A 12,932-nucleotide genomic window follows, 5' to 3' on the forward strand; every position below is an offset into this window, starting at 1 on the left:
TCGTTATCTTACTCTGTCATTTGAAATGAAGGTATTGGGGTCCCTGACCCCTTCAAACTAAATCCACCAACCCATGAAAACCAACATTATCCCATCTTTGATCTTCACGTGCATTGTTACACTTTTAAGCGGTCAAACAACCATCGCCCAGGCGTCAAAAGAACTCCCCATCGACGCCGGTTTCTACGAAGGGTTGGAGTGGCGGAACATTGGACCGAATAGGGGTGGACGATCCCTGGGATGTGCCGGAAGTCCGGCCAGGCCAAATGAATACTATTTTGGGGCTACTGGCGGGGGGCTCTGGAAAACGACGGATGGCGGAAATGAATGGAAGCCCGTGACGGACGGACAGGTGACCAGTTCTTCCGTAGGTGCGGTGGCGGTGTCCGAATCCAATCCGGATGTCGTTTATATCGGTATGGGGGAGGTACAATTACGTGGAAGCATTACCCAGGGAGATGGGGTGTACAAAAGCACGGATACCGGGGAAACATGGACGCATCTTGGCCTAAAGGAAACCCAGGCAGTGGCACGCATCCGCATCCACCCTACAAATCCCGACCTGGTCTATGTGGCGGCCCTGGGACATCCTTATGGAGAGAACGAGGAGCGTGGGGTCTTCCGCAGTTCGGATGGAGGCACAACCTGGGAGAAAGTATTGTATGTGAGCCCTAAGGTGGGAGCGGTAGATTTGATCCTAGACCGCAATAACCCGGAGGTAATCTACGCCACTACATGGGAAGTCTACCGAAAGGCTTGGAAAATGTGGGGCGGAGGTGGCGATAGCAAGCTGTGGAAATCCACGGACGGGGGCGACACCTGGACGGATTTGACGGGCAATTCTGGCATGCCGGAAGGGCCTATCGGAAAGATTGGGGTAACGGTATCCCCGGCAGATTCCAACCGCGTGTGGGCCATTGTGGAGGCCAATGAAGGTGGGGTTTTCCGTTCGGACGATGCCGGAAAATCCTGGGAACGCACCAATGATGAGCGTAAGCTGCGACAGCGCGCCTTTTACTACTCCCGTATCTATGCCGACCCGGTGGATAAGGAAACAGTCTACTGTTTAAACACAGGTTTTTATAAATCCACGGACGGGGGCAAAACTTTTGACATCACGATTAAGGTACCGCATGGGGATAACCACGACCTCTGGATTGACCCGAACAATCCCGAGCGGATGATCAACTCCAATGACGGAGGTGGAAATGTGAGTATCAATGGCGGTAAATCCTGGACCTTACAGGATTTTCCCACTTCGCAGTTCTACCATGTGATGGCGACCAGTGATGTGCCCTACCATGTGGCCGGGGCCCAGCAGGACAACTCAACCTTGGCCATGCCCAGTGACGGCTGGAGCCATATGCAGGCTCGTGGACCGAACCACGGCTGGTGGTATCCCGTGGGCGGTGGTGAGAGCGGCTGGATTACCCAACACCCGAAACACCCGGATATCTTTTATGCCGGTAGCCAGGGGGCATTGTTAACACGCTACGACCGCAGCAACGGACAGATTCGCGATATTCAGGTATATCCGCGTTTCTTCTCCGGGGAACCTGCCGATGCCCTGCCGGAACGCTGGCAATGGACCTTCCCGATTATGTTTGCAAAACAGGATGCCAGCGTGATGTATACCTGTTCGCAACATGTTTGGAAGACGACGAATGATGGGCAATCCTGGGAGAAGATCAGCCCGGACCTCACTTATGCGGACCCCAGCACCCTTGGCAAGACCGGGGGAGTGATTACCATGGATATGAATGGGCCGGAGATTTACGCTACGGTCTTTGCCCTGGCGCCTTCCTGGCACGACATTGGTACGATCTGGGCCGGTTCCGATGATGGGAAGATGCACATAACGCGCGATGGCGGCGGCACCTGGGAGGACATTACCCCGGAAGGCCTACCGAAGTTTTCGCGTATCAGCATTATTGACGAATCCCGGCACCGTCCGGGGACATTGTTCCTGGCAGCCAACCGCTATCAGGTGGACGACCGCCAGCCTTACGTCTTTAAAACACATGACTATGGGAAGACCTGGACGAAAATCATAAGCGGTATTGAAGACGGACATTTTGCCCGGGCCGTTCGGGAAGACCCGAAGCGGGAAGGCCTCCTGTATTTGGGAACAGAACACGGGGTGTATTTCTCCCTGAACGATGGGGCCCTCTGGCAATCCCTGCAAGGCAATTTGCCGGACACGCCCATTCGGGATTTGGTGGTGAAGGACAACGATGTGGTAGTGGGCTCCCACGGGCGCGGCTTTTGGATCCTGGATGACATTCGTCCGCTACGGCAGTATACTCCGGAAATGAAAGAAAAGGAGGCTGTTTTATTTGAACCGGCCGATGCAATTCGTGGGGTCTACGATGCAAATGTGCAGTATTACCTGAAGCAGGAACTGGACACCATCACCTTTGAGATCTTGGATGCGGAAGGCAAACTCATCGATACGTTTATGGGGAGCAAGCCAGAATATGAGGAAGATCCAGATCTTCCCTGGTGGAAAAAAGGCGGGTCTACCAAGCCGACAACTGCACAGGGGCTGAATACATTTTCCTGGGATCTGCGTTATAAGGGAGCTACGGATTTTGAAGGGATGATCATCTGGAGTGCGAGGCCCAAGCGGGGCCCAAAAGCCCCATTGGGCACCTACCAGGTGCGGATGAAAGTGGGAGGAGAAAGCCAAACACATTCGTTTGACGTTTTGATGGATCCCAATTTAAAGGGGATCACCGAAGCCGATTTGCAGGAGCAATTCGACCTTTCCCAGCAAATCGTTCAAAAAACCAGTGCCACCAACGAAGCAGTAATCCATATTCGCAAGATACGGGCACATTTGGAGGCAAATAAGGATGCGCTGAGTACGGCCACTTACCAGAGCACGGCCCAACCCTTTTTGGACAAGCTTGCTGCGATTGAGCAGGAACTTTACCAGGTGAAAAACCAATCCAACCAGGACCCCTTGAACTTCCCTATAAAGCTTAATAACCGCCTGGCTTCCCTACGACGCAGTGTCGAGAATGGAGATGCCCGACCTACTGATGGGGCTTACAAGGTATTTAAGGAGCTCTCTGCGGAATTGGACCGGCACCTTGGGGCGTTGGAGCAGATCATCGCCAAGGAGGGAGCGAAGGTCAACCGTGCTTTGGGAAAAGCCGGGGTAGCAGACTTTTCGGATTTTGGGGAATAGCGGCTTGGGAGGTGAAGCTGAATTGATTCGAGAAAGCAAAATAAGGACAAATATGAAAATGGACCACTTTGCATCGCTTTATAAGCCCTTTTTGATGGTATTGATTTTTTTGTTCTCCAACCCTTTGTTTATTATGCAGGACATGAAGGCACAGACAACCAAATCCGAAATTCGGATGACCGACGATGGCTACCGCCTCTTTTTAAATGGGGAACCCTTTTACGTAAAAGGGGCTGGTGTCGACAACGGGGATATAGAAGCCCTGGCCAGGCATGGCGCAAACGCCCTTAGGACATGGAGCACGGAAAACGGAAAGGAGGTCTTGGACAAAGCCCATGAATTGGGGTTAAAGGTGATGATGGGGATTTGGGTAGGCCTGGAACGCCATGGCTTTGATTACAACGACAAAAAGGCGGTCAAGATGCAATTGGAGCGTATCCGTAAACGGGTCCTGGCCCTTAAGGACCATCCGGCACTCATGTTATGGGGCATTGGCAATGAAATGAATTTACAATCCCAAAACCCCAAAGTTTGGGATGCGGTGAATGAAATCGCCAAAATGATTCATGAAATCGACCCAAACCATGTAACAACGACTCCTTTGGCCGGTATCGATAAGGAACTCGTAAGCCTAGTGACCAAAAAAGCACCGGAGGTTGATTTTTTGAGTATTCAACTCTATGGTCCCATGGATGTACTTCCCCAGCTCATTCGGGACTCGGGTTATAAGGGACCCCTATTGGTCACCGAATGGGGTGCCACCGGTTATTGGGAGGTGGAAAAAACAGATTGGGGGGCTCCCTTGGAAAATAATAGCTCTAAAAAGGCAAATCTTTATTTACAGCGCTACCAAAAATCCATTTTGGGGCTACCAAAACAGGTAATGGGCTCCTTTGTCTTCTTATGGGGCCAGAAACAGGAACGCACTCCTACCTGGTTTGGCATGTTCCTGCCCAACGGGATGGAAACGGAGTCAGTGGATATGATGCATTATGCCTGGAATGGCGAGTGGCCCAAAAATCGAAGCCCGCAATTGGAAGACTTTACTTTGGATGGAAAGAGGGCTCAAAATAGTATTGGATTGACGGCCAATAGATCTTATAAGGCACGGGTAGTTGCAAAAGATCCAGATAAGGATGAATTGACCTATCGGTGGGAAATTATGCGGGAGAGCCAATCTTCAAAAACCGGTGGGGATGCAGAATACATTCCTGAAAAAATAGACGGGCTATTTGCAGGACCTTTGGCGGATTTTGCCACTTTTCGTGCTCCGGAAGAAAAAGGGGCCTATAGATTGTTTATCTACGTGGAAGATGATCATGACCATTCGGCACATGCCAATATCCCTTTTTGGGTAGAAGATTAACGCTTCTAATTGGTTTTATACGTAAGAAAATACTATCTTAAGGGTTAAAGCTACCGCTATGAAAAATACCACAAAAATTCTGCTTATTCTAGGATTAGTACTTCTGGGAAGTTGTGCAACAAACATCAAAACAAAAAAAGCCATAGAAGGTAACTTTAATGAATTCCAAACCTTCGCTTATTTGCCAAATACAACTTTTGACATCAATGCGTTCAATAGTGATGCCGACAATTCCGTGGAACCCGCTTTAGTTTCATCCCTGAACAACGAAATGATCAAAAAAGGGTATTCAATCAATAACAAAAACCCGGACCTATTGCTTTTATTGAGGACAAATAGGGAAATAAACAGTAATGAAAATACGAAGAGCAAATACGAACAGGCCTCTTCGGGAGGTTCTGCCGGGAGCAGTCCAAACTACTCCGCAACAGGTGCATCAGGGGGCCAGAGGTATCTTTCAAGTGATGAAAGCACAACCAATAATAAGCCCTATAAAAAGGGAAGTTTAGTCGTTGAAATGTACGATAGCTCAACCAAGGAATTGGTTTGGGTGGGTATCGCAGAAAATATCAAGTCCCACATATCCGATCAAACGTTAATGGATCGAATGTTAAAGGAAATTTTTAAGAAATTTCCGGAATAGTACTTTTTCTTTAATCTTACTGAGACTGGTCAAATGGGGATTTCTTGTCCCTAAGCCTAGCGAACTGGCGCGGGTGGGACCATGACGGTATTGGAAGATCTCAGCGCGAGCTGGGGACTTTTTTTGCAACACACTTGGATTCTTTTGGAAAACCCAAAAAAGCTATATTTGTGTAAAATGTACGCATATGGTAAATACCATTCAACTCACTGTAGACGCTGTGGTGTTCGGCTATGACTCAGGAAAAATATCGGTATTGTTGGTGAAGCGGAAATTCGAGCCTTTTAAGGACGCATGGGCACTTCCAGGAGGTTTTGTGTTGGAAAACGAGAGCTTGGAACAAGCGGTAGGGAGAGAGTTGGCGGAAGAAACAGGCGTCAAGATAAATTACTTGGAACAGCTATACACCTTTGGTGAATTGGAGCGGGACCCCAGGGGGCGGGTGGTCTCAGTGGCCTATTTTGGATTGGTAAAGCCCAATGCCTTTAAATTGAACGCTTCAACAGATGCCGAGGAAGCCAATTGGTTCAATATTGAGAAGTTGCCGAAATTGGCATTTGACCATAAAAGAATTCTCAAAATTGCAATCGAAAGATTGCGGGGAAAAATTACTTACGAGCCCATTGGGTTTGAACTGCTCGATAAAAAGTTTCCTTTTTCCGATTTGGAAAAACTGTACACAACCCTTTTGAATCGGGAAATTGATAGAAGAAATTTCAAAAAGAAAATTAATAGCCTGAAAGTTTTGGACGAGTTGGATGAGAAGGTTTCTGTTGGCCCAGGAAGGCCAGCAAGCCTTTTTAGCTTTAATAAAAAGCGCTATTTCCAGTTGAAAAAAGAGGGCATTATCTTCGAAATCTGACATTGATATATTCCATTAAAATATAATTTGTGTAAAAAAAACGCAAAATATCTTGCGGGGCTTCAAAATACATTTTATATTTGCGTAATAAATACACAAATTAAATCTAAAACCCTGTCGTTATGTTCGGAATAAACTATATCAAATTCGATTCGATGAATTATGTAATCCATTTCAAAAATGGAAAAACAAAAAAAGAAGGTAGGGGGCTCTCTTTCTTTTATTTTGCTCCCAACTCTTCCATAGTTTCAATTCCAATGGAGAGTAAAGACTTTCAGTTCATTTTTAAGGAAACTACAAAGGACTATCAAGAAGTATCCATCCAGGGTCAGATTACCTATAAGGTCAAGGATCCAAAGCAATTGGCCGAAGTTCTTGACTTCACTGTTGATAGCAAAGGATACTATATAAAGGATGATAATGAGAAAATTCAGCAGCGTATCATCAATGAGGCCCAAACCGCAAGTGCCGGAGTTATACAAAGGTTAAGTCTTAAGGAAGCTTTACGTCAATTGCAGCAAATTGAAACACAGATAATGGAGAGTGTCCAAAACTCCAAAACGGTCCATATGCTTGGCCTTGAAATTCTAAGTGTGAATGTTTTGGGGGTAACCCCAAACCCTGAAATGGCCAGGGCTTTGGAAGCACAAATGCGGGAATCGCTTCAAAAAGAAGCGGATCAGGCTATTTATGAGCGGAGAAATTTTGCCGTTGAGCAAGAGCGTATCATAAAAGAAACTGAGCTGAATACGGAAATTGCGGTTGAGGAAAAACAAAAACAAATTGCTGAAAAGCAAATGGAAACCGAATTGGTAAAACAAGAAAATGAACAGAAGCTCAAAGAAATGGATATGGCTTCCAATATCTCCTTGGAGGATAGCAAACAGCAACTTATTGACTTGAGAGTTGAAAACGAAAAGAAAGAAGCAGATGCTAAAGAGTATGTTTTGCATGCCAATCTTCGCCCATATAAGGAATTGGACTGGAAGACACTCATGGCCATCAATTCTAAAGGTATCGACCCAAGGAACCACATTGCACTTGCCTTTAGGGAATTGGCTGAGAATGCCGATAAAATTGGCAACCTCAATATTTCACCCGAATTGCTGGAATCCATTATGGGTACAAAGACAGCCTAATATGGAATTGGATAAAATCATTATTGTTAGGGATAAAACTAGGCTTGAGCAACTCATAGAGCGTTTCAATTCAAAAGCCCAGGCCAAGTTTTATTTGGAGCGTTCAGGGGAGGATTTCGGTTTCTATGAACAAGAGCACAATAAATTTTATACCTCCCTTGGCCATGTTCAAAAAGCAATTTCCCCTTTGTTCAAGAGCAAAGTCCTTTTTCGCTCTTATTTGCCAACGTATATGTTCGCAGAAGGAGATGTGATAGTGGTCATTGGTCAAGATGGGCTGGTTGCGAATACGGCCAAATATGTCAAAGGACTTCCTATAGTAGCCGTAAACCCGGATGAGGAACGCTACGATGGTATTTTGTTGCCTCATGGTCCACAAACGTTTCTGTCCGCAATCAAAGGTTTTGTCAATGGGACATATGAATCAAAAAAAGTGACTATGGCAAAAGCTGCTATGAATGACGGTCAGACTTTGTTGGCATTCAATGATTTCTATATTGGTGTAGCATCCCATGTTTCGTCACGATATAACCTTGAGTTCAAAGGAAAAAAGGAAAGTCAATCCTCCAGTGGAATTTTGGTGTCCACCGGAGCCGGTGCTACGGGTTGGATCAGTTCGGTTTTTAATATGACCAATAACATCAATCAATACTTTTATAAACAAAAGAGAGCGTTTGATGCTCGTATAAATTGGGAGGATGAAAAACTGTTATTTGTGGTTCGCGAACCCTTTTTGAGCAAAATGTCACAGATAGATTTGGGGTATGGGACGATTACGAAAAACCAACGACTAAAAATTGAATCCAAGATGCCCCAAAACGGAGTGATTTTTAGCGATGGAATTGAAGCTGACTTTTTGAATTTTAACTCGGGGAATACGCTCAGTATTGGAATAGCCGATGAGAAGGCAAATTTGATTATTTAGAACAATAATATTTGTAGGACTACAAATAAAGTTGTTATTTTCTTACGAGCTAATAGCTACAAACAGGATGGAAGAAATAAAATTAAATTTCATAAATCTCCTCAATGAAGAGGGAACAATTCAATTGTTTAGAACGGAATATAATCAACAAGCCATTGAAGAGGAAGCATTACATGTTTATAGTTTAGTGCCAAAAGATAATGAGGAATATCAAAAATTCATTGTATCCTTTGATAATAGAGAAGGCTTTGAAGAATACACTTGCTCAATATGGGAAAATGTTGAGCTTACCAAAAGGTGGTTGTCCACTTTACTTAGAAATAAACTAGAAACAATTGAGGACGATTCCCTTACCTTCAATATACGCCGTAAAAGATTTGAAACCTCCTTTGATTTCATTCTCAATGAGACGGATTACGGTAATCAAGTAATTAATGTTGCCCCATACTACTTAAAAGCAAAAAAACAATTTGGATTTCTAATTGATTTTCGATTTAGAAAAAAACAAGGTTTAGCGTTTAACAAAGAGGTGCAACGATTAAGCTTGAGCTTAGATAAAAATTATAGAAGTAATAAGAACTATTACGCAGACAAGTATCAAAAGATAAGAGGATTTATAGATTATAAACTTAAAGACTTGCTTGTTTTTAGAACAGAAATGGATGAGCTTAAATTCAATAATGATTTAGTAAATCTTACAGCAAATAAGCTGGAAAAAAAGCAATATGTTTTTGGAAATGGTAAGATTGGTTTTTCTCAGTTTCAAGGGGTCAAAAACTATGGCCCTTATAGAAGCGTTGATTCAGATATAACATATTTATTCATATTCGAGGATAGTTTTAAATCATTTGCAAACGACATTTATCTCAGTCTGATAGGCAAGACTAACCCTGGGACTTTCCCAGGAATGTCAGAAATGTTTGGGCTTCCATTGTCTAAAGAAAACGTCAAAAGGGTTCCCATAAAAGAAATTAGCTTAGATAGTCTAAAGGAGTCAATATCCAAAATTCTTGATTACAAAAAAAAGCATATCGAAAAGAGAATAATTGCTATACTCTTGGAAGAAAGTAGTGAAGACAATAATCCCGAAACAGACTCCCCGTATTATTATTTGAAGTATAATCTACTCCGAGAGAATGTACCGGTACAAGTTCTAAGCAAAGAACGAGTAGGGTCGCAATATTCCTTAAAATGGTCAACCTCCAATATTGGTTTACAGATTTTTTCTAAACTCGGAGGAGTTCCTTGGTTAGTCAAACCCAGCAATCACGATTGTTTAATTTTAGGAATTGGGAGCTCTCACAAATACGATGAATCTACCGGGAAAATACACAAATATTTGGCGTACTCAATTTGCCTAGATTCATCAGGTATTTATAAAAAACTATCTATTCTTTCAGAGTCTGAAGATGAACAGTCCTATTTAGAAGAATTGAAAAAGAATTTAATGTCTCTTTTAGAACAAGAATTTACAGAATATAGGAAAGTAGTTTTGCATGTTCCATTTAAGATTAAGCAAAAGGAAATTGATTCAATGGACGAAGCTCTCAGCCAATTTAAAGACGTGGACTTCAAAGTTATTAAGATAAATACGGACAACAAATTCTTTGGGTTCAGTCGTCATAATACACAAGTGCCTTATGAAAGCAGTTATATCAAGTTAGCCAAAAATGAATATTTGGTTTGGTTTGAAGGTTTGCAATATGGGAAAGAAATAGTTTTTCAAAGAATCAGCAACCCAGTTCATATAAAGTTCTTAAACTCAAAGTCAACTTCAAAAGCAGAGGATAAAACCTACCTGCAGGATGTACTCAACCTATCTGGTGCAAATTGGAGAGGATTTAATGCCAAATCAATACCGATATCTGTTTATTATTCAAAGATTATAGCAGAATATACCAAAGCCTTCGAAGGTTTTGACGGTTTTGAAAAGGGAATTTTTTCTACTAATAAACCATGGTTCTTATAAACTTTTAAGATGGAAATTGCAGGAGAGAACATACTGTTTTTGCTAGGCGCGGGCGCAAGCCATGAAGCGGAAATTCCGATTTCATTTCAAATGGTAGATCAAATAGAAATGTTAGTAATAGATGATCCTAAATGGTCCCAATTCAAAGAATTGTACTACTATCTAAAAAGTAGCATTCAATATGCTGATGGTATTTTTGGAAATTTCAATGATCCTTTTAATGTTGAGAAGCTACTAATTGTAATTACAGAAATAGAAAAGAGAGACAAGAATATTATGTATCCATTTATTGGCACATGGAATATGAGATTAATGGATTTAGCAGGAGATAATTTTACCAATCTAACTGCCTTTAAGGAGCTAATTATTAACAAGCTGAACGAGTGGGTAAGACTAAAAGACTACGGAAAAGCGAATTATTATGAAGGTTTTGCTAGTCTAAAAAATGAAATAGGAAATCTTTTAAGAGTGTTTACTCTAAATTACGACTTATGTTTTGAAAGGGTAGTTGGTAAAAGTCAAAGTATAGAGTTAGGTTTTGATTCGAGTACTAAAGAGTGGCATTATGCCAACTTTGATTCACATGACAGCAAGGACTTTTTCCTATATAAACTACATGGTTCAATTAATTGGTATACAACTGACGAACAAATTAGTAAGTTGAAGATTAGTGATGACCCGGTTGAATCTCCAGAATTAATTTTTGGTATTCAGCACAAAATGACATCAATTGATCCATATTTTTTCTTTTCATCGGAATTCAGAAAACTATGCTTGGAGGCTGAGACTAAGTTAATAATATGCTTAGGTTATAGTTTTTCTGATGATTATATAAATAATATTATTTCACAAGCGGTTATTGAGAAGGATGAAGCCAAAATTTTGATTGTAGCTGGTCCAAATGATGACGGCGATAAGTTGGTAAAAAGTGTTTCAAAAAAGTTGAAAATCACAAAAGAATCAATTCTTGTTGAACCAATTGGGGCAAAGAAGTTTCTGCTAGAAAAGATGAATAAAGATTATCTTACTCAACACATCCATGATTCTAAAGATGCACCCTTCCAATAAAAAAATGCGCCAACTTCCATTGACGCATTTCAACACTATTTATTGACAGCGAAAATCTCTTTCAATTGTTTGACCATACCCCCATTTCCGGAGACGGTAATCTCCCCGATTTTATCGGCGATTTTTTCAACATACTCCATCTCCTTCAACTTAAAGAGCATCTCGTTTTCTTCCATCAGCTTTGCGGTGTTCAACAAACTTCGGGTAGAAGCGGTCTCTTCACGTCGGGTAATGATATTGGCCTGAGCGCGTTTTTGGGCCACCAAAACCTGGTTCATGATCTCTTTCATTTCACCGGTCAGGATTACATCACGAATACCACAGCTCAAAACGGTAACACCCAACTGGGCAGCGGTTTCCTTGATATCTGCAAACACGGCTTCCGCAATGCTTTCCTTACGCTCTAAAAGCTCATCCAAGGTGTAGGTGCCGATGTAGGCAAGCAAGACCAACTGCATTGCGATGTACAATTGCTTTTCATAGTCTTTGTTGTCCAATAAGGCCCTTTCGATATCCATAACCTTATACTGGGTATAGCAGTTGATACGAATGGCAGCCTTGTCTTTGGTCAACAGTTCCTGACCAGAGATTTCCAATTGCAATTGACGCATATCGGCCCGGGCAATTTTGATGGTGATATCATTTTTCCAAAAGTAGTATGTACCGCTTTCCAGTGTTTTGATATACACATCATCCACCAAAAGAACAGCCTTCTCATAAGCCGCAACTTCCAAAGTACGAACATAGGCCCGTAATTGAGGATGACCCAACATTGCCTTGCTGATATCTTCCGTGATATAGATTTTGCTCAAGTCCGCCTTGACGAACCCATAATCGATCAAACCTTTCCAGAAAGCATATTTGCCCGCAGTAAGGACTTGTTTCAAATTTCCGTTTTCAGAAACCAAAACCAATTCAGCATCCTTGACTTCAATAACATGCAACATGGCTTCCAAGCTTTGGTCCCGTAGCAAGATTTCCAATGCTATGGGAGCTATAAAGGCTTCGGTAAGGTCATATACCATAACCTTGGTTTTGAGGCCTACCCAGTGTGTTCCTTGGGGAATCACCTTTTGGTAATCTCCTTTTTTGAAGACCAAACCTACTTTTCCTGCATTGATTCGTACTCTTTTCATTACTTAAAATTTGTGTCCGCCCCATCATATGACGGACGAACGGGTTAAACTATGTGCATAGATTCCAATTACTTGCTTTACAAAGGAAACCGTGGTTGTATATCATCCATTCGATACGGAACTATTGGTTTTTGAGCTTAGGTGCCATTTGTTTTAACGTCATGCTTCCAGATGGGCTGTTGATAGCATAAGCATCAGTTTTCCAAAAGGAGGGATGACCGGCAACAAAATGGCCCTTTACATCAAAATAGCAATAATTCAAGGTAGTTTCAAGACTGTTGTTTGCTCCACCAGGGAAAAACAACCGATACAGAACTACGGTTTCTTGCCACATACGGAGTGACGATCCGGAGGTCTTTTTACAAGTGACCATCTTGTCAAGAATGGATTTAAAATCCATATCCCACGTTATGAGCGTGGTGCTCTACCAACTGAGCTACGAGATCTAAAAAAAGGTGACCTCGGCAGGAGTCGAACCTGCGCGTCCATCTGCTGTTCTGACCTAACTGAACTACAATCCCCTTTGGGATTGATGGGATTCGAACCCATGACTCACAGAACTGGGGGCTATTTTTTGGAAAACAACCGAAACCATCAAGTCAAGTTGCACATGAAAACCTAATGCCCTTCG

The 12,932-nt window shown here is 42.6% G+C and carries 10 protein-coding genes and 1 tRNA gene; 8 read left to right on the top strand and 3 right to left on the bottom strand.

The window, feature by feature from the left end; translation table 11 throughout:
* The first annotated feature begins 73 nt into the window (after positions 1–73).
* The 8 genes from L0P88_RS10255 to L0P88_RS10290 all read left to right on the top strand — a co-directional run bounded on the left by L0P88_RS10255 (position 74) and on the right by L0P88_RS10290 (position 11,165).
* Complete coding sequence (locus L0P88_RS10255; protein ID WP_247134492.1) at positions 74–3,193, top strand: WD40/YVTN/BNR-like repeat-containing protein; 3,120 nt, start codon at positions 74–76, stop codon at positions 3,191–3,193.
* 52 nt (positions 3,194–3,245) lie between these two features.
* Positions 3,246–4,559: a glycoside hydrolase family 2 TIM barrel-domain containing protein gene (locus L0P88_RS10260; protein WP_247134493.1), complete on the top strand. Its 1,314-nt coding sequence runs from the start codon at positions 3,246–3,248 to the stop codon at positions 4,557–4,559.
* Positions 4,560–4,617: 58 nt separating this feature from the next.
* Complete coding sequence (locus L0P88_RS10265; RefSeq protein ID WP_247134494.1) at positions 4,618–5,202, top strand: DUF4136 domain-containing protein; 585 nt, start codon at positions 4,618–4,620, stop codon at positions 5,200–5,202.
* 187 nt (positions 5,203–5,389) lie between these two features.
* The gene (locus L0P88_RS10270; protein ID WP_247134495.1) at positions 5,390–6,064 is read left to right on the top strand and encodes an NUDIX hydrolase; all 675 of its coding nucleotides are present in this window, start codon (positions 5,390–5,392) and stop codon (positions 6,062–6,064) included.
* 122 nt (positions 6,065–6,186) lie between these two features.
* Positions 6,187–7,203, top strand: a complete 1,017-nt coding sequence (locus tag L0P88_RS10275; protein WP_247134496.1) for an SPFH domain-containing protein — start codon at positions 6,187–6,189, stop codon at positions 7,201–7,203.
* Between the two features lies 1 nt (position 7,204).
* Complete coding sequence (locus L0P88_RS10280) at positions 7,205–8,128, top strand: sugar kinase (RefSeq protein ID WP_247134497.1); 924 nt, start codon at positions 7,205–7,207, stop codon at positions 8,126–8,128.
* Positions 8,129–8,195: 67 nt separating this feature from the next.
* The gene (locus L0P88_RS10285) at positions 8,196–10,097 is read left to right on the top strand and encodes a Piwi domain-containing protein (RefSeq protein ID WP_247134498.1); all 1,902 of its coding nucleotides are present in this window, start codon (positions 8,196–8,198) and stop codon (positions 10,095–10,097) included.
* Between the two features lie 9 nt (positions 10,098–10,106).
* Positions 10,107–11,165: an SIR2 family protein gene (locus tag L0P88_RS10290; RefSeq protein ID WP_247134499.1), complete on the top strand. Its 1,059-nt coding sequence runs from the start codon at positions 10,107–10,109 to the stop codon at positions 11,163–11,165.
* 35 nt (positions 11,166–11,200) lie between these two features.
* On the opposite strand, the gene L0P88_RS10295 is transcribed toward L0P88_RS10290, so the two are convergent.
* From L0P88_RS10295 to L0P88_RS10305, 3 genes are all read right to left on the bottom strand, one after another.
* On the bottom strand, positions 11,201–12,301 hold the full coding sequence (locus tag L0P88_RS10295) for a slipin family protein (protein WP_247134500.1): 1,101 nt from the start codon (positions 12,299–12,301) through the stop codon (positions 11,201–11,203).
* A gap of 121 nt (positions 12,302–12,422) precedes the next feature.
* The gene (locus L0P88_RS10300; protein WP_247134501.1) at positions 12,423–12,701 is read right to left on the bottom strand and encodes a hypothetical protein; all 279 of its coding nucleotides are present in this window, start codon (positions 12,699–12,701) and stop codon (positions 12,423–12,425) included.
* Positions 12,702–12,757: 56 nt separating this feature from the next.
* Positions 12,758–12,820, bottom strand: a tRNA-OTHER gene (locus L0P88_RS10305).
* Positions 12,821–12,932 lie beyond the last annotated feature (112 nt).

The organism is Muricauda sp. SCSIO 64092, from assembly GCF_023016285.1.
Classification (GTDB): domain Bacteria; phylum Bacteroidota; class Bacteroidia; order Flavobacteriales; family Flavobacteriaceae; genus Croceivirga.